The sequence below is a fragment of the Paenibacillus sp. W4I10 genome (assembly GCF_030816325.1).
Lineage (GTDB): Bacteria > Bacillota > Bacilli > Paenibacillales > Paenibacillaceae > Paenibacillus > Paenibacillus amylolyticus_B.
The window spans coordinates 5,567,141-5,585,791 of the sequence record NZ_JAUSXX010000001.1 but is presented as its reverse complement, the minus strand read 5'-3'; the positions used below and the strand labels follow the sequence as shown (position 1 = coordinate 5,585,791).

The 18,651-nt window shown below is 48.4% G+C and carries 16 protein-coding genes and 1 pseudogene; 8 read left to right on the top strand and 9 right to left on the bottom strand.

Features of this window, described 5'->3' with window-relative positions:
- Window positions 1-26: 26 nt before the first annotated feature.
- The 3 genes and pseudogenes from QF049_RS25145 to QF049_RS25135 all read right to left on the bottom strand — a co-directional run bounded on the left by QF049_RS25145 (window position 27) and on the right by QF049_RS25135 (window position 4,173).
- Window positions 27-1,685: a glycerol-3-phosphate dehydrogenase/oxidase gene (locus QF049_RS25145; protein ID WP_307541472.1), complete on the bottom strand. Its 1,659-nt coding sequence runs from the start codon at window positions 1,683-1,685 to the stop codon at window positions 27-29.
- 401 nt (window positions 1,686-2,086) lie between these two features.
- Window positions 2,087-3,575 (bottom strand): annotated as a pseudogene (gene glpK / locus QF049_RS25140) (glycerol kinase GlpK).
- A gap of 28 nt (window positions 3,576-3,603) precedes the next feature.
- Window positions 3,604-4,173 carry a glycerol-3-phosphate responsive antiterminator gene (locus QF049_RS25135; RefSeq protein WP_307541470.1) on the bottom strand — a complete coding sequence of 190 codons (570 nt, stop codon included), beginning with the start codon at window positions 4,171-4,173 and terminating at the stop codon, window positions 3,604-3,606.
- Between the two features lie 24 nt (window positions 4,174-4,197).
- Here QF049_RS25135 and QF049_RS25130 point away from each other — a divergent pair, with 24 nt between their 5' ends.
- The gene (locus QF049_RS25130; RefSeq protein ID WP_307541468.1) at window positions 4,198-4,359 is read left to right on the top strand and encodes a hypothetical protein; all 162 of its coding nucleotides are present in this window, start codon (window positions 4,198-4,200) and stop codon (window positions 4,357-4,359) included.
- 7 nt (window positions 4,360-4,366) lie between these two features.
- Here the strand turns inward: QF049_RS25130 and QF049_RS25125 are convergent, their stop codons facing one another.
- Window positions 4,367-5,134, bottom strand: a complete 768-nt coding sequence (locus QF049_RS25125) for a GTP cyclohydrolase II (RefSeq protein WP_124116670.1) — start codon at window positions 5,132-5,134, stop codon at window positions 4,367-4,369.
- A gap of 323 nt (window positions 5,135-5,457) precedes the next feature.
- Between QF049_RS25125 and QF049_RS25120 the strand changes: the two genes are divergently transcribed.
- From QF049_RS25120 to gntK, 4 genes are all read left to right on the top strand, one after another.
- Window positions 5,458-6,732 carry an ABC transporter substrate-binding protein gene (locus QF049_RS25120; protein WP_373428297.1) on the top strand — a complete coding sequence of 425 codons (1,275 nt, stop codon included), beginning with the start codon at window positions 5,458-5,460 and terminating at the stop codon, window positions 6,730-6,732.
- A 128-nt stretch (window positions 6,733-6,860) separates the two neighbouring features.
- Window positions 6,861-7,727, top strand: a complete 867-nt coding sequence (locus tag QF049_RS25115; protein ID WP_091013252.1) for a carbohydrate ABC transporter permease — start codon at window positions 6,861-6,863, stop codon at window positions 7,725-7,727.
- 20 nt (window positions 7,728-7,747) lie between these two features.
- Window positions 7,748-8,575 (top strand): carbohydrate ABC transporter permease, encoded by an 828-nt coding sequence (locus tag QF049_RS25110; protein ID WP_091035913.1) that lies wholly within the window; start codon window positions 7,748-7,750, stop codon window positions 8,573-8,575.
- Between the two features lie 301 nt (window positions 8,576-8,876).
- Entirely contained in the window at window positions 8,877-10,427 is a 1,551-nt protein-coding gene (gene gntK, locus QF049_RS25105) for a gluconokinase (RefSeq protein WP_307541465.1), read from the top strand.
- A 394-nt stretch (window positions 10,428-10,821) separates the two neighbouring features.
- Here the strand turns inward: gntK and QF049_RS25100 are convergent, their stop codons facing one another.
- Window positions 10,822-11,343 (bottom strand): hypothetical protein, encoded by a 522-nt coding sequence (locus QF049_RS25100; RefSeq protein WP_307541462.1) that lies wholly within the window; start codon window positions 11,341-11,343, stop codon window positions 10,822-10,824.
- 200 nt (window positions 11,344-11,543) lie between these two features.
- Window positions 11,544-11,933: a nuclear transport factor 2 family protein gene (locus QF049_RS25095; protein WP_307541460.1), complete on the bottom strand. Its 390-nt coding sequence runs from the start codon at window positions 11,931-11,933 to the stop codon at window positions 11,544-11,546.
- 354 nt (window positions 11,934-12,287) lie between these two features.
- Here QF049_RS25095 and QF049_RS25090 point away from each other — a divergent pair, with 354 nt between their 5' ends.
- The 3 genes from QF049_RS25090 to QF049_RS25080 all read left to right on the top strand — a co-directional run bounded on the left by QF049_RS25090 (window position 12,288) and on the right by QF049_RS25080 (window position 14,570).
- Window positions 12,288-12,605 carry an ArsR/SmtB family transcription factor gene (locus QF049_RS25090; RefSeq protein ID WP_307541458.1) on the top strand — a complete coding sequence of 106 codons (318 nt, stop codon included), beginning with the start codon at window positions 12,288-12,290 and terminating at the stop codon, window positions 12,603-12,605.
- Window positions 12,606-12,677: 72 nt separating this feature from the next.
- Window positions 12,678-13,493: a hypothetical protein gene (locus tag QF049_RS25085; protein WP_307541456.1), complete on the top strand. Its 816-nt coding sequence runs from the start codon at window positions 12,678-12,680 to the stop codon at window positions 13,491-13,493.
- Window positions 13,494-13,610: 117 nt separating this feature from the next.
- On the top strand, window positions 13,611-14,570 hold the full coding sequence (locus QF049_RS25080) for an MraY family glycosyltransferase (RefSeq protein WP_145325010.1): 960 nt from the start codon (window positions 13,611-13,613) through the stop codon (window positions 14,568-14,570).
- Window positions 14,571-14,793: 223 nt separating this feature from the next.
- On the opposite strand, the gene cydC is transcribed toward QF049_RS25080, so the two are convergent.
- Genes cydC through cydD form a run of 3 tightly spaced genes read right to left on the bottom strand, consistent with a single transcriptional unit; the run spans window position 14,794 to window position 18,651 of the window.
- Window positions 14,794-16,131 (bottom strand): thiol reductant ABC exporter subunit CydC, encoded by a 1,338-nt coding sequence (gene cydC, locus QF049_RS25075; RefSeq protein ID WP_307541454.1) that lies wholly within the window; start codon window positions 16,129-16,131, stop codon window positions 14,794-14,796.
- On the bottom strand, window positions 16,122-16,733 hold the full coding sequence (locus QF049_RS25070) for an ABC transporter domain-containing protein (protein ID WP_307541452.1): 612 nt from the start codon (window positions 16,731-16,733) through the stop codon (window positions 16,122-16,124). Before QF049_RS25070 ends, cydC begins: the two co-directional genes overlap by 10 nt.
- A gap of 1 nt (window position 16,734) precedes the next feature.
- Entirely contained in the window at window positions 16,735-18,651 is a 1,917-nt protein-coding gene (cydD, locus tag QF049_RS25065) for a thiol reductant ABC exporter subunit CydD (protein ID WP_307541450.1), read from the bottom strand.

Sequence of the window (18,651 nt, the reverse complement as noted above, 5' to 3'; positions counted from 1 at the left end):
TCGACTCTTGACCTTGAAATCCTGCCTTAGATTTTGCCGGATGCTTCCAGCAACAGCTGATCCAGTTCCTGTGTATGTTTAACCTCTTCCTCTTCAGACCAGTTCAAACGACCTGCCATATACGAGATAACCGCTGTTTTATAGCGACGAACTTCATCAATACGGAAGAATAAATCACCTGTTCTTCGTACCAAAAAGTCAGACGGGGTTACAGCCATCTCTTCATCAATCGCGTAAAGCAGCATCAGCAATAGCTCCTGTGGCATGCCATGAAGCTCGGACTTGGTGCGTGGATCGGGCATTCGCTCATACAGTGCCTCCACATTGGAACCATACGTGCGAACCAGCCGCTCCGCAGCAGGTCGGGCAAGCCCGAGGGCAACACCGTCCTTGATCTTGCGCTCCGCATACGATACAAATCCAGCCGATCCCCCTACATCACCGCCGGAGATGGGCATCTTCTTCGTTACACAAGGACCTATGGAATGCCCACTCTCCTGCTCCATCTGGCGTGCGACCAGATCAACAACCATCTCGGCCATTTTACGGTATCCGGTTAACTTGCCCCCGGCAATCGTAATCAGATTGGAATCGGATACCCAGACTTCATCTTTACGTGAAATTTCGGAAGGATTCTTGCCTTCCTCATGAATTAGTGGACGTACACCCGCCCATCCGGATTCCACGTCCTCGGTACCAATGTGTACATCTGGAAACATGCCGTTGACTGCATCGATCACATAATCGCGATCTGAGTCGGAAATTTGCGGGTGTGCAGGATCATCCTGATATACAGTGTCGGTTGTTCCTACATAGGTTTTGCCATCACGTGGGACAGCGAATACCATTCGACCATCTGGTGTATCAAAATAGACAGCCTGCCTCAATGGGAATCGTTCACCATCAAAGACCAAATGAATGCCTTTGGTCATCTGTAGCGTTTTCCCCTTGCGCGAACCATCCAATTCCCGCAGCCCATCCACCCAGGGGCCGGAAGCGTTGATCACCTTGTTTGCTTTTAGCGTATATATCTGCCCATCGATCTGATCCATAGCTTCAATACCTGTAATCTTGCCATTCTCCTTCAGGAAATCTTTCGCCTTGACGTAGTTCACTGCCTGTGCCCCACGTTTGACAGCTTCTTTCATAACTTCTATGGTGAGCCTGGCATCATCAGTCCGGTACTCCACATAGAGTCCACCACCCAACAACCCCTGTTTGCGTAATAAAGGTTCACTGTCTGACACCGCTCCAGCATTCAACATTTGGCGCCGTTCACTGCGCTTCACCCCGGCGAGCCGATCATACACCATCAGTCCAATGGATGTGCTGAAGCGGCCGAACGTGCCAGCCGTATAGATCGGTAACAACATCGGTTCCGGTGTGGTCACATGTGGCCCATTTTCATAAACTACAGCCCGCTCCCGTCCTACCTCAGCAACCATCTTCACTTCATATTGCTTCAAATATCGTAATCCGCCATGGACAAGCTTGGTCGAACGACTGGATGTACCTGCTGCAAAATCCTGCATTTCTACAAGCGCCGTCTTCAATCCACGGGAAGCTGCGTCCAATGCAATCCCTGCGCCTGTAATTCCACCACCAATAATTAATACGTCAAAATGTACATTCGCCATGTTTTGCAAATATTCGGTCCGGTATGCTGACGAGAACGTTTCTGTCATTCTTGAACCTCCTATTGATTTTCTCGATTTTTCCGTAAAAAAAACAAAAAAAGGACCACGTCATTCGCTCAGCAATTGCTGAGCGGCACGTGGTCCCTCCCGATCTCCAGACATCATTTTTTAACTTGTGCCTTTATCCTATCACAGATTTTTGACGGCGTGAAGTCCTGAAATGACACATTATTCAAAAAAAATTCAAAAAGTTGTTCTGCCAAAGGATGGAATTTCAAATGAATCCACTAACCTTGTTTTTTTCCTTATAGTGGGTATATATTTTGCCTTCTCCAGGAAGAATAACCCTGTAAATCATGCATCATTTTCCACCAGTAAATATCATTTATAACATATGTTTAGTTAAAAAGTACAAATACCCACACCAAGAAATATTCATTTCATTCCTTTTATTTAAAAGCCATTGCTGCGTTCACTGCACGCTTCCAGCCTGCATAAAGTTCTCTTCGTTGTTGCTCAGCCATAACAGGCTGGAAGACACGCTCCGTATTTTCATGATCCGTCAATTCATCCGCACTCGTCCAATATCCAACCGCTAATCCTGCCAGATAAGCCGCACCTAATGCAGTCGTTTCATTCACCGTTGGGCGTTCGACAGGAATGCCCAGAATATCACTCTGGAACTGCATGAGGAAATCATTGGCCGCCCGCTCCTCCATCCACACGCAGAGCATGCACGGGAATACCCGAGTCGGATTCCATTGCCTCCAGTACATCTTTGGTCTGATACGCCAACGCCTCAAGCGTAGCACGGATAAAGTGTTCCTTTGTCGTGCCTCGGGTCAGGCCAAACACCGCACCCTTAACCTCACTATCCCAATACGGACTGCCCAGTCCGACAAATGCAGGTACCATATAAACGCCGTCTGTCGAAAGCACGCGTGTGGCGTAATCCTCGCTATCTTTTGAAGAGCGAAGCATTCTTAATCCATCACGCAGCCACTGAACCGCTGAACCTGCAACAAAAATGCTGCCTTCAAGCGCATATTCAACCTTGCCATTCATCCCCCAGGCAATCGTTGTAATCAGTCCATGATTGGATTGCACCGGGTTCTCTCCCGTATTCATAAGCATGAAACAACCGGTACCATATGTATTTTTCATACTACCCTTGGTGTAACAGCCCTGACCAAACATCGCTGCCTGTTGATCACCTGCCGCTCCCGCAATCGGAATCCGATGACCGAAGAAATGATAGTCTGTTGTGTGTGCATATACCTCGGATGAACCTCGCACTTCTGGCAGCATGGCCTTAGGAATGTCGAGGATATCCAACAATTCGTCATCCCATTGCAGATCATAGATGTTATAGATTAGGGTACGTGAGGCATTGGATATATCCGTGACATGTGTACCCCCGCTCAGTTTCCAGATCAGCCAGCTATCAATCGTGCCAAACAGTACTTCACCCTTCTCTGCCCGCTCCCGGGCACCAGGGACATGATCCAGAATCCACTTCACCTTTGTTCCCGAGAAGTAGGGATCGATTAGTAATCCTGTTTTACGGCGGAAAAGGTCCCCGAGACCCTGTGTCTTCAATTCTTCACAGATATCTGCGGTCTGTCTGGATTGCCATACCACTGCATTATAGATGGGTCTGCCAGTTTCTTTGTCCCATACCACAACCGTCTCACGTTGATTCGTAATTCCAATTCCAGCAATCTGAACAGGTTTAATTCCGCTTTCTGCCAGACATGAAGCCATCACGGCAAGAATGGAACTCCAGATTTCGTTGGCATTCTGCTCTACCCAGCCCGGCTTGGGGAAATACTGGGGGAATTCCTGCTGTGCAATGTGCACAATCTCCCCGCCACGGTTAAATAGAATAGCTCGGGAGCTTGTCGTTCCCTGATCCAGAGCCAATATATATTTTTCCATACAGCCAACCTCCTGTTGTGGGTTCTTTTTACGGTGTAAGCGATTTCTCGAAGTGTCGGATCAGATCTGCGTTGGATGTGGTCACTGCCGTAGCCCCGACGCCAAGCGCAAGTTCAACCTCTTCCGGTGAACGGATCAATCCCCCCGCAATAAGGGGTATCCCTGTACGCACAGATACTTCCGCAATAATATGCGGAATGACGCCAGGTAATACTTCAATATAATCCGGTTGGGTTTTGGCCAGCAACAGATAACTTTTCTCCAGCGCATGGGTATCCAGTAGAAAAATACGTTGAATCGCTGTAATGCCTTTCTGCTTTGCCTTCTGAATAACACTCGCTCGCGTAGAGATCAGTCCTGCGGGGCGAATGTGCTGACACAGATACTCTGCCGCATACTCATCGTTTTTTAATCCCTGTACCAGATCTGCATGCAAAAGTATCTTTTTGTCATACCGCCGTGCCTCGTCCATTACACTCTGAAGCTGTGCAATATGAGTTTCCAGCATCACCCCATAGGTATAAGGGCCTTCAATCATCGCCTCAAACTGCTTCATGCTCTTCGCAGCCGGCAATATACGTTGTCCCTCAAATGGCACCTTGGTTCCTCCCGCATTCATCAGATGACTATATTGTATAATCCGAACTGTGGGAACGGCAAGCCATTCCGTGAATCAGGAAAACCTGATCGCTACCCTGTTCTCCATACCAAAAAGCCGCTGCTGTACTTCTCCATAACGGAGAGTACTACAACGACTAATCCACTAATCGTATATGTTCAATGAATAAGGATTAAGCCTGCGCATGCGGAAGCAGCGTTTCTGCCCCAGCCCAGCCATCACTTTCTGCCAAGTGACCGGAACGGTTCACTTTCGTTTGCAGATATTTCTCGTTAAAAGCAGAGCGATCTCCCCATAGTGGAACACGTCCCCCCACATTTAATCCCGCTTCCTGCAAGGCAGCCAGCTTCCGTGGATTGTTGGTGATCAGTGTAACCGGAGCTGAGCGAAGCGCACGCAATACGGCAATCGCATCGTCATAATTACGAGCATCGTCTGTGAATCCGAGCTGTAAGTTTGCATCTACTGTATCCAGACCTTCTTCTTGCAAAATGTACGCCATAGCTTTGCTGAACAGACCAATACCACGTCCCTCATGGTTCGCAAGATAGAACAGTGCACCCGCTCCGTGTGCGGCGATCATTTTCATGGATTGCTCCAATTGGAAGCCGCAATCACAGCGTTTGCTGCCAAAGATGTCGCCTGTATGACAGATGCTATGCATCCGGATCAGCGCTTCTTGTGCTTCAGCAAAGTCACCATACACCAGAACACTGGATTGTTGACGCTCTGCCAGTTCAGCAGCAGCAAGAGATTCGATTAACTCGCCGCTCTCCATCGCTTTGTCCGATTTCATCCAGCTGTACCACTGGAATGTCTTGGTCTCCCCATCGAGGTTAACCGGAAGCTTGATTGGTCCCACCAGGTATATAAACTCTTTTCCACTCGGAAAAGTCTGAATTTTGGGGGCAAGCAGTTGAATAATATGTGAATTGATCATTGTCGTTCCTCCTGTTTAGGCCAACTTGTATGTTGATTGATTCGCATCCAGAGTGAAATTGGATCACTTGGATGTTATATAGTACGTATCTATATTATTCTCATCATCATTAGTTACTTTATGTAAGTTAGTTTAGAATAAAAATTATAATGTGTCAAGTAACTTTTATTTTTAAAGTAACTACCCAATTTATGTTACGCAACCGACACAAATATGTGTTTCATTTTAGGAATATTGGGTATGAGTTTATAAACTGCTCATACACTAATGTTGTAGTCCAAAGCACTTCATGCCTCGAACTTAACGATGAGGGGGTAATACACATGATCCGCCGGAAAAGAACATGCTGGACAGCCATACTGATGGTCTGCGTCCTGCTCATAAGCGGATGCTCCATCTGGCCCGGACAGGACGATTCAGCGAACAACAAAAAGGTAGCGCTTACATTATGGTACTGGAATCGTTCCATCGATGATAAGTTGATTGCCAGAGCTAAGGAAAAGTTCCCCAATATCGAACTGACAGCTCAGAAAATCGGCGGTGATTTCAAAGCAAAGCTCAAAACAACACTCGCTGCACGTTCAGGTGAACCAGACATTGTGGCATTGAACGACTGGATCATGGAGCTATTCCCCAGTGAGGACCGTTTCTATAATCTGTATGATCTAGGTGCAGGAGATATTGAAGACCAATATCTGCCGTGGAAATGGAAGCAAGGCGTTACGCCAAGTGGACAGATGATCGGTTTTCCGATGGATACGGGGCCAACTGCCCTCTTCTACCGAGAAGATCTGTTCAAGGAGGCCGGATTGCCATCTGATCCCGAAGACGTTACACGCCAGATCAACAGCTGGGATGCATATGCCGCTGCCGGAGAACAGATCAAGGAGAAATTCGGAGGAAAGGTATTTCTGACCGATAACATCGGAAGCGTTTACAACCAAGTGCTGTCGCAAGGAGCTGAACGTTATTTCCGTCCAGATGGTTCATTCATCGGCATGGATTCTGCTCTGGTGCGAACAAGCTGGGATACATCCATTGCCTTCAAAGAGAAGGGACTACTTGCCAACGCAGACGGCTGGACTCCAGGCTGGAACGCCGCGATGAATAATGGCGAAATCGCCTCTTTCGTAGGTGCTGTCTGGATGAAACAAGTTCTTCAGGAAGCCGCTCCGGATACATCCGGGAAGTGGCGGGTCGCTCGGGCACCAGGGGGAGATGGCAACAACGGGGGATCATTCCTGTCCATCCTGAAGTCGAGTGAACATCCTCAGGAAGCCTTCGAACTGGTTCGCTGGCTGCAAAGTCCCGAAAATCAGTTGGAGCAATATCAGACATTGAACCTGTTCCCTTCTGCACCAAGTGTATTTGATGATCCTGCCATGAAAGAAAAAGAACCTTTCTTCGGTGGACAGGCGACAGGGCCTATATTTGCCGAATCGGCACAGGAGGTGCCGGATGCTTTCTTTGGTGAACGATACCCTTCCGTACACAACATTATCACCCGGCGGCTGAATGATGTCGCGAAGCAAAATGCCGATCCACAGCAGGTCTGGACAGATACGGTACACCGCGTCGAGCGGGAATTGCAGCGTTAACCTGAAGAACGTGTGGTTTCGTTATCCGCAAAGGAGGAATTCATATGGCTGTAACTGAACCTCGTCTTACTCCCGATCCCGGAAATGCAAGACCTGATCTGGATCGGCAGAAGTCACTATGGGCGAGAATGTGGGAGCATCGTGCACTTTATGTTGCGATATCGCCGTTTTATATTCTGTTTGCGGTATTTGGCCTGTTCCCGATCGGATTCTCACTCTATCTGGCTTTTCATAAATGGGATGGCATCGGTGTCATGACGTACAACGGGTTCAACAACTTCAAATATATGCTGACCGATGCCGAGTTCTGGCAAGCCGTGGGCAACACGTTCATGATCTGGATCTATTCGACGATTCCGATGCTCTTCTTCGCATTGATTATTGCCTTTCTGCTGCATGCACCATTTGTGAAGTTCCGTACATTATTTCGGGTCGGTTATTTCCTGCCAAACGTCACGTCCATCGTAGCGGTAGCCATTATCTTCGGCGCTTTATTTGCCAACAATTATGGCTTTCTCAATTATCTGTTGCAATCGGTCGGGCTACCTGTTGTGGAGTGGCTAAATGCACCATGGGGCATCAAAGTTGCAATCTCCTCCATGGTGGTCTGGCGCTGGACCGGATATAACGCCGTTATCTATCTGGCGGGGCTACAGAGTATCCCGCAGACGTTATACGAAGCAGCCAAGATTGACGGGGCATCCGCGATACAGTCCTTTTTCCGCATCACAATTCCGATGCTGCGTCCAGTGATCCTGTTCACGGTCATTACATCAACGATCGGGGGTATGCAACTGTTCACCGAGCCTCAAGTATTGGTAGGTAACGATGGTGGCGCTGGTGCAGCAGGCATGACGATTGTATTGTACCTCTACCGTGAATCCTTCATTAACAATTACTTCGGATATGGTGCTGCTGTTGGTTGGGGCATGTTCCTCATTATCGCCCTGTTCTCAATTGTGAACTGGAAGCTTGTTCAAGGCAAATCATCCTGATGTGACAAGGGGGAGCGCTTATGGCGTCCAAACACCTCAAATCGCTGGTGTTGTATACCGGTCTTATCGGGGGCATGCTCATATCCATGTTCCCGTTCTATTGGCTGATTGTAATGTCTACCCGGACAACGTCCGATATCTACAAGTTTCCACCGCAGCTCTGGTTCGGGGGCGAATTGTGGAATAATATTACGCGGGTGTTACAGCAGATTGACTTCTGGGGTGCCTTTCTGAATACGTTGTTTGTGTCGGGCCTCGTGACTATTCTTGTACTGTTTTTTGACTCACTGGCGGGGTTTGCGTTTGCGAAGTTTGAATTTCCCGGCAAAAAGTGGCTCTTCATCCTGCTGCTCGCGACCATGATGGTACCTTCCCAGCTATCGCTGGTGCCTTCCTTCGTACTCATGGCTACGTTCGGCTGGGTCGGTTCCTTCAAAGCTCTTATTATTCCGGGCATGGTGAACGCCTTCGGCATTTTCTGGATACGCCAGTATGCCACGGAGTCCATTCCGAACGATCTGCTGGATGCAGGCCGCATCGACGGCTGTAATTTCTTCCGGCTCTATTGGAACGTGGCGTTGCCGATTTTGCGACCTGCCTTTGCTTTCCTTGGCGCGTTCACCTTTATCGGCGTATGGAATGACTACCTGTGGCCTTTGATTGTCCTGACGGATGAACGCAAATACACGTTGCAGATTGCGTTGTCTCAATTGAACGGACTGTATAACACAGACTATGCCATGGTTATCGCAGGTACGCTGCTTGCCGTCATTCCACTGATTGTCATGTTCCTGTTCATCAGCCGCCAGTTCATTTCGGATATTGCCGCAGGAGCGGTGAAGGATTAAGGATGGTGTAATCGAGATCGACGTAATCTGCTCCATTTTGATCCATCCCTCAAGTCTGATATTCTTATCTATAGTTGAAATAACAGATGCCATATAAGTTGGATGAATAGCGCCACGTTCGCGATGGGGACAGAAAGGGCCTGAAGAAATGGAATGTTCGCATTTATAACCAAATTTCTCCCTTTGAAGAGGGGATCAAAGAAATTTGGGGATAACGGCGATCGGAAGGCTTTCTGTACCCGAAGTGTTAACGTGTAACAGCATTCTTTCACTTATATATTTAAGAAAGAGGGATGACAAAATGGCTTCTTCACCCTATATGATCGGCGTAGATATCGGCACGACCTCCACCAAGGCCGTCTTGTTCGAACAGAACGGAACCATTGTGGCTCAAGGCAGTGCCGATTATCCGCTGCACACCCCCACACCTGCGATTGCGGAGCAGGATGCGGAAGATATTTTCAAAGCAGTCATTGAATCCGTTAAACAGGCCACGTCCAAAGCGGGAGTGAAACCAGAGGACATCCTGTTTGTATCGTTCAGCTCGGCCATGCACAGTATTCTGCCAGTCGATCAACACGGCAAACCGTTGATGCGGGCCATGACATGGGCAGATAATCGCAGTGCCGAGTGGACCGAAGTGCTCAAATCGGAGATGAATGGTCACGAAATCTATCTGAGAACAGGTACACCCATTCATCCGATGTCCCCTCTCACCAAGATCATGTGGCTCACCCGGGATCAACCGGAACTGTTCAGACAGACGTACAAATTCATATCCATGAAAGAATATGTCTTCTATAAATTATTTTCTGAATACGTCATTGACCACTCGATGGCCTCCGCCACCGGACTCATGAATCTGGAGAAACTCGACTGGGATGCAGAAGCGCTGCATGTGGCGGGCATTACGCCGGAATACCTTTCCCGATTGGTCCCAACCACACATGTGCTGAAACATGGATTGCACCCGGAGTACGCCAAGGAGATGGGCATTGCGGTCACCACACCGTTTGTCATCGGGGCCAGTGATGGCGTGCTCTCCAATCTGGGCGTGAACGCCATTGATCCAGGCGTCGTGGCCGTGACCATTGGTACCAGTGGAGCGATTCGTACAGTCGTAGATAAACCGGTGACCGATCCAAAAGGACGCTTCTTCTGTTATGCGCTCACGGAGGATGCCTGGGTCATTGGCGGACCAGTGAATAACGGCGGTGTTATTTTCCGCTGGATTCGGGACGAGTTTGCGGCTTCCGAGGTGGAGACCGCGAAGCGACTTGGCATCGATCCATATGAAGTGCTGACTCGTGTAGCTGAAAACGTACCTCCGGGTTCAGAAGGCCTCTTGTTCCATCCGTATATGACGGGTGAGCGGGCTCCACTCTGGAATCCAAATGCACGCGGTTCGTTCTTCGGCCTGACGCTACATCATAAGAAAGAACATATGATTCGCGCTGCCCTCGAAGGTGTGTTGTTTAACCTGTACACGGTCATGCTGGCGATCGAAGAAAAGATTGGCCGTCCGAAAAAAATCCAGGCGACAGGCGGCTTCGCCCGCTCTGAGTTGTGGCGCCAGATGATGGCGGATATTTTCGATCAGGATGTCATCATCCCCGAAAGTATTGAAAGCTCCTGTCTCGGCGCAGCTGTACTGGGCTTGTACGCTCTTGGCCGCATCGATTCCCTAAGTGCCGTCTCCGGCATGATCGGATCAACGCACCGGCACCAACCGGACCCGGACAGTGTCCGTGTCTACCGGGAACTGCTGCCGATCTTCATTCGCATCTCCCGCAAATTCGAAGAAGAGTATGCGGATATCGCTGCTTTTCAGAATAAGACGATGCAAGGGTAGGAAAGGCGTGGGATGTTACACGTCGGAGATTCAAAAAGTCGAACCGGAATAGGCTAACGAATCATAGACACCTTATTTGAAGCTTTTAACATGTTTTCAAAATCTAACGAACCTGAGCCACCTTATATCGGATTACATGGGCAAAAACCTGCACAAAAACTGAAAATGGAGCCTATTAACGTGTTTGTGGTTCGTTAGAAAATTATTTTCTCCAAATACCCTCCAATAGCGTGTGTACAGTTCGTTAGAATTAATACCAGATGCCATAAGTTAAAGAGGCCCATCCCGCCATGGTTATGTCCATATGGGAATGGGCTTTTTTTTCATGCACAGACTATATAAACTCTATTTAGATTGGATCAACTTTATCTCTCATCATACTCGGAGCTTCGCTTTATGTTCTATTAAAGTATCCAGGGGCCCCCACAGCAACCGTCCTAAAATAGAAAAATCTCTTTTCCAGTTCCTGATTCTCTGGCGAAAACTCGGTCAGAAACTCAACTGAATTCAACATTTCTTCGGTCATCACGCCAGGTCTCCACAAAGCCAATTGGATGTCTTTGAAAATAAAAGAAAATCCCAACTCCGCATCGATGTCTCGAGTATATGGTGTCTTACTATCTATTAGCTTAACGAGATCATCAGCCTTTGTTCGAAAAACATCAATATTATCATATGTAAGGACAACATCAGATTCATCAGGTGGATAATCGTGTGGATTACTTACTTCAATGAAATAGAGTTTATGTTCCGAATTATACTCCAATCGGTTATAGAGCTGACTAATCTCCGGGTTGATGCGCTCGATGATCTCTTCTACCTCTGGTTTACTCATTCCCAACTTAAATGGTCCAATGCCGACCATGGGTATGACCTCTAAAGGTTCCATGACGTTTCGGTTCCCAATTTCGTTCATGTAGTTCACTCCTCTTTATTTCAACAACTAAGAATTTATAACGTTCATCCCTATACTCTAATCCTATCCTAAAAAGATTGATTGAGCATGTTGAGTATAACAAAACCCCACAGCATGAAAAAACGGTGGAGTTAAGGTTTCCTATCTTTTTTATTGATTCAGATTTCTAACTACTATAGAACTGAAATCCTGGATTTTAATTACTGATTATACCTGCTGAACGCATTCTGGTCGGCCTGTACATTCTCCAGATACACAATCTGGCCCGCATCATTTACACGCGCGATATCAATGCCTGCTTTGGCATATACCGTTCCGTCTGCCGCTTGTCCGCATACCGCCCAGTTGGTTTGGTAGCTGCCGTCAGGCTGTTCCACCCAACCGTCCCACATATGTTTTACGTCCTTATTGTACTCGTAGAAAGCTTTCATGAAGCCATCGAATCCTGTTCGGCTTGTGCCGTTAAGCACAATCTCTGCGTCCTGTGTGAACAGGGACAATAAGTCCTGCATGGCGCGCTCGTCTGTACGTGAAGCATCAAATAAACGGAAATAGTTGTTCAACAGTGTAGTGGTACTTATAGTACTCATTTATATTCCTCCTAGAATAAAAAGCCATTTTCCAATCTTTCAGTTCGAATATTTTCGAACTAATTGAAAAGAAATGTAACATACTTCTTATACTGCCCGCAAGAAATATATAAGTTGAGACCGACTTTTACACTAACACGGAGAGTGCAGAACCAATCTGAAGAAGCGAAGCGTGCGCATTTATCACCGGATTTTTCCCTTGGACCAAGGGAATAAAGAAAATCTGGGGATAAGAGCGATCGAAAGATGGTACTGCAATCGGAGTAAACAAGTGTAATAGTTACAGTTCAACTTCTATAGTTCGAAATTTTTCAAACATTGAAAGGTGTGGCCGAATATGCTAACGTCATAGATATGAGAACTCCAACGATACCTATGGCTTCGGAACTGAAGTTGACCACGGTCTGCAATGCATTGGGTGATCCGATCCGCATGAAAATTGCACATTGTCTGGCCAGCTCTGGCGAGAAAAACTGTTCCGCCTTCGAAGTAGACCATATTTCCAAATCCACGTTGTCCCATCACATCAAAATTTTACGTGAAGCTGGCGTGATCCAGCCGCGCATTGAAGGTAAACAGCACTTTTATTCCCTACGAAAGGAAGAATTAGAGGTCCGTTTTCCAGGTCTTGTCGAGATGATTCTGAATACAAGCGAGGAATACGCACATTAAAGTAAGCAGGTCAGGGGTCGATTGAAGAACCACATTTATCATGATGGTATATCCATAAAGGAGGCTAGCTATATGGACAAAAAAGCAGCAAAGATACTGCTGAGCAACTTCTGGGGAGGTGGTGGCTGGAAAACAACCTCTCTACCCTTCTCTGGAGATGAATTTGAATATGCCAAAAGCAAAGGTGTTATGTTCGATCCACTCACGATCACGCATGACGAGATCATCCAGCGTCTATACGATATGCATCAGGATGATTCGTTTAAAGAACGGGTAATTTCGGCCTTTTTACATAGTCTGTCCACCAAAAAAGTCTATCTGCGCAGCGCATTATCCAGCTGGGCTTTAACATCGAAGATGCCTTTGCATACCTTTGCGGAACGCTCTGCCCTTCATCCTAACACCAGTGCCTGTGGGGATTGTAACTTCCTGCGTTTGCAGTCAGACAAGGAATATTCCAACGTCGACTTAAACGTCCTGAACTTTGAACGGATCAAGTGGGGCGGCGTGCGTCATGGCTGGCTTATCTATTGCCTGATGGATCTGGAATTACTGCTTCAGGACAACGATGCAAACTATGAAGTAACTCCTGAAGACCAAGCCATCCTGGTCAACCTGCTTGAAGCAGCTCAGACGGAAGACCCCAAGGACAGTGCTCGCTCACTCGAGAAAAAGTGGAAGGATCTCTTCCCTTCCAGCAAACAGGAGCGAGATGCTCTGCTGGAAATCTGGGCGGCAGCCGGCATACTGGTTCCTGGAGATAAACCGAGAAAACGCAAAGGTGGTTCCAGCGATTTTGTTTTTGCAGCAACCTGGCAAGGTGATGATGGATATCATGCAGAAGCCGTAAAACATTATTTCGGCGCCTATCTTCCTCAAAAGCAATAGAATCTGATTTCTGTTCACTATTGCGTACGTCTGGTTACAATAATGACATCGACAGATTTCCTGTTTAACTCGTATAATAAGGGGAAATTGGTAGATGGGAGTGAAACAAGCGAGTTTATGGTATACATACTGGCTTTTATAGTGTCTTTTGCTGTCGTGGTTCTGCTTATTCCGCCGCTTGGTCGACTGGCTCACCGGCTCGATTTTGTGGACAAGCCTCGGGAAGATGTGGAGCGTAAGCTACACAGGCAACCGATCCCGCTCACGGCGAGTTACGCGATATTTACTGGATTTTTCCTGACATACATTGCTCTGACGAAAGAAATCACTTGGGAAACAGCGGCTCTGGTCGCTGGTGGTATGCTTCTGCTAACGATTGGTACCGTCGACGACTGGTACAAAACAAAAGGCAAAGATTTTCCTGCCCTGCCCAAAATGCTCGTACAGGTCTCTGCGGCAGTACTCGTATTTGCTTCTGGCATTGCGTTCACCGGATTTGTGAATCCCTTCAACGCGGAATATGTCATGCTTCCAATCTGGCTGCAATTCATTCTCACGATCCTGTGGATCTTCGGGGTGACAACAGTCATCAACTTCTCGGACGGCATGGACGGACTGGCTGGCGGATTATCGGCCATCTCGGCGATTACCCTGTTCATCGTGGCCCTTGCCAAAGGTCAAAGTGATTCCGCACTCATGTCGATCATTCTGGTCGGTGTGACGATTGGTTATCTGAAGTACAACAAAGCTCCTGCCAAAGTGTTCATGGGTGATGCAGGTGCTACGTTCCTTGGCTTCATTCTGGCTGTTATCGCTCTGGATGGTGCATTCAAACAAGCAACCATGTTGTCCATCTTCATTCCAATTCTGGCGCTGGGTGTACCGATCTTTGATAACATCTTTGTCGTGATCAAACGTTTCATTCAAGGTAAAGCGATCTACCAGGCCGATGCGAGTCAAGCCCATTATCGGTTGCTACGTGCAGGATTGAATCACAAACAGGTTGTTGCTGTCCTCTATCTGGTTAGTACCTGCCTGTGTCTGTCTTCCATTATATTGATGCTGGTAGAGATGTAAGTATCCGCAATATAAGCGGTCATATCGGAATGTAAAAATAGACGAGTCCAAGATTTCTTGGCTCGTCTATTTGTTATGCTTATATGGTTAAGTGCTCATTCCGCACTCATTCGGTGTTATTCGCTAAATTGATAATTCATGTATAGGTTCAGTTCAGCTCAATCATCTGGGCTGGTATGCAACATCCACACGTCTTGAGCCGCAGGCGCTCATAAGCTCACACTTATCTCGAGGCTACCGGTGGCAACGGTTGTTCTTGTTGCTGCCGACCTGTCCACCCCGGCCGATCAAGTTCAATGAGACGGCGGTATCGCTCTTCCCCAGCCAGCAATTGTTCGTGAGAACCCTGCATGGCAATCTTTCCATTTTCCATAAAAATAAGTTCATCCATCTGTTCCGCACCAATCAGGTGATGGGTGACCCAGATCATCGTTTTGCCTTGCAAGCTGTCCAGGATGGTGCGCATCAACTCTCGTTCCGTCACCGGATCAAGCCCTACGGTTGGTTCATCCAATATTATAACAGGTGTCTCCCGGAGCAGTACCCGGGCCAGAGCAATCCGTTGCCTTTCCCCACCGGAGAAACGCAGCCCCGTCTCCAGCATCGGCGTATCATATCCCTGCGGCAAGGATTCGATCAGACCGGATAAACCTACCTGGGCGGCCACCTGACGAATCTCCTCATCCGTTGCATGTGGACGACCAATCCGCAAATTATTCGCTACCGTGGTGTCAAACAGGTGTGGGCTCTGATTCAGCACCGCGATAACATCAGTGACACTATCACCAAGGGTCTGCACAGGCAGATCGTTGATCAGAACTTTCCCCGCAGACGGAAGTAATGCCCCCTGAATCAGCTTCAACAATGTCGATTTGCCGCCGCCGCTTCGTCCAAGAATAGCTAATCGTTTGCCTTGTGGCAGATGAAGGGATACATCATGTACGGCGTAGGAATCATCCGCTGCATAACGGTAACTTACGCGATTAATCTCGATGTCTGCTCTTAGTTTGGGTGGAATGCGAAGACGAATTCGTCTGTCCGGAATATCATTCGCCGCTGGCAAGGACTCGGATGGCTGTCCAGCCATCGCGTTGCCGTTTTTTACTACAGAGATCGATTTGCCTGTTCCATCAACATCATCCACTCCAGTCTGCCCCTGAAGATCCGATTTCCCTTCCAGCTGTTTCAAGCGGTCCAGTGATTCCCGGTACTGAGGCAGATGCTCCACAGCATCCCCTACTGGCAGAAGTGATTCCGTAAGCGGAAATAATACCAGTACAAAAGCAGCGATCATCACGGCAGGTAATTGCCCGACAGAAGCGGCGTTTCCAGCCCATAGCGTCACGGATACGACCATCAGGCCAATGACACACTGGGCCATCAGATCACGCCAGCGTGTCCAGCGCCGCAACTTGCGACGAATCGCATCGACCTGTTCTTCCGCCTCTTCCTGCTGCTGAACAAATTCGGTTGCTCGTCCACTTGCAAGCCAATCTCCCAGTCCAAGCACACCGTCAGTCAGTCGGGTATACAACCTGCTGTTTTCCTTTTTCAGCCGCACACGCCATTTCCCCACGTCACTTTCAGAGAGATTACAGGTAACACGGCAACGAGAAATAACATATACAAGCCCATCCACACCGCAAATCCCAGATCAATACTGCCAAAGGCAATCACAGCCCCACCATACATCACGAGCGCCGTAACCGCAGGGAAGACTGTACGCAGATAAATATCCTGCAGCCGCTCCACATCATCGGCGAGTGCTCCGAGTACATCTCCGGTCTGCATACGAGAGCGCAGGAACAGGGCCTGTGGCTCCAGAATGCGATATAACTTCACCCGTTGATCGGCCAACACACGCAGTACGGCATCATGTCCTGCCAATCGCTCGATATATCGAAAGACAGCGCGGAATATCCCAAATGCACGTACACCAACAATAGGTACATACACCATCAGAATATTCTCAGGACGCAGCGCAGACTTGGAGATCAGAAATCCGGAGGTGAACAGCAACAGTACCGCACACAAGGCAGCGCATGTACCCAGCGCAATGACTGCGATGAATCTCCAGCGGTACTGTGCCACATACGGAGCGATCCAGCTATTTTTTTCTTTTCCGTTACGGACGGTCTCCATATGTTCATATTCGGACTTCATTTTATATCGCCTCCATCTGGGCCTGAATCATCTGATAATATACGCCTTGTCGTGCCAGCAATTCCTGATGTGTTCCCGTCTCTGCCACTGTGCCGCCATCCATGACAATAATCCGATCCATATGTGGCATCCAGTGCAGACGATGGGTAGCCAAAAATACAAGTTTTCCTTCAAACAGCGGCAGCATCGTCTGTTTCAGTTCATACTCTGTTTCCACATCCAGATGAGCTGTCGGTTCATCAAGCAGCAGGATGTTCCGTTGACTAAGCAAGGCTCTTGCCAGAGCCACCCGTTGCTCCTGCCCACCACTAAGCTGTCGGCCGCCAGCCCCAATAGGCTCATGCAACCCAGCGGATAATGAGGTCAGAAGCTTGGTTAATCCAGCTGCGCTAATGGCCTTGGCCACCTCCGCATCCGAAGCCTCCGGCATGTAGTAACGAACGTTATCGGCCAGGCTTCCACTAAAGATATATGGATGCTGCGGGATAGCTGCCGTCTGTCTTCGCCAAGATTCGAGCATATCCGGTGTAACCGGCTGTCCGTTAGCCAGTACTTGACCCGAAGTAGGTAACTGGAAACCAGCCAATACATCAATTAATGTGGACTTGCCTGCTCCGCTGGCGCCAATAACACCGATTTTGCCAAGACCCGTGATCTGAAATGTGACATCCTTTAGCGAATAAGGACCTTCATCATCATGCCGTACCTGTACATCCGTTAGAGCCAATCTGCTATTCTCATTCCAGGAGAACACTGAGGAAGCGGAAGAAACAAGCTCAGGAATAGTAGAAACAGAAGCAGGATCAGGAGCAAGATGTCCCACAGCCGTTTTATCGTTCAACACGACACGTATGGTCGAAATGCCTGCTTTCCTTTTACCCGAAGATAACGATGATGCAGATCCCGTCCCATCCTCTGCCATGTCCGCGTGCGCAACAACGTTTGCATAAGCTTCTTTCTGTTTCCGTTCAGCAACTTTCCCCCGTTCAATCACCTGATTAATGGCCGCTCCGGCTTCCTTACCGTCCAATGTGGCATGATAATCAGCGCCGAGCATACGTACAGGCAGGAAATATTCGGGTGCCAGAATCAGTACCGTCAGCGCAGGGCCGAGCAGCATATGCCCCTCCGTCAGACGTAATCCCAGACCAACTGCTACGGAAGCAACGGACAGCATCGTAAAGAAATCGAGAGCAAACGAAGAAAGAAAGGCCATACGCAGGGTAGACATCGTTGCTTTCCGATACCGCTGACTGACCCGCAGAATGGACTCTTCGTGTGTTTTGCTTTGTCCCAATGTTTTTAGCGTCTCCAACCCACGCAAGGTATCAACAAAATGGTTAGCGAGTGCTTTGTAGGATCTGAATTGTCCGTCTATCTTACGCTGAGCTGCGAGACCAATCAGAATCATGAACACGATCAGGATTGGGAGTGTCAGCATCAGAATAACCCCGGACATCAGATCCAGCTTGAACACATACAGCAGAATGACGATGGGTGTGAATCCTATGCCCAGCATGCGAGGAATGAATAGTTCGAGATACGTCTTGTATTGGGCTGTTCCCTCACGTGCCAGTGTAACCAGATGTCCTGTGCCCTCCGTCTTGGCATAACGCGGTCCAAGTCTGAACCACTGCTCCACCATCTGTCTGCGCAGATCAGTCCCTGTCCTCTCCGCATATCGTGATGTCACGAGTTGTAACCAGAAGGATAGAGCGTATCGGGCGGCAAAAGCAGCCAGGAACAGCAGCAGTACCGGGTACTGCTCCGTTACGGATGAACCTTCAAACAATGCCGTGATGGCCTGTGCCAGCCATTTGGCTTGCATAATGATCGTCATCGCCTGTAACAGTACCAGCGCTGATGCCAGCGCGAGTACTGGCCGGATGCCCGGCAGCTTCAGCAGCCCCCGTCCCAT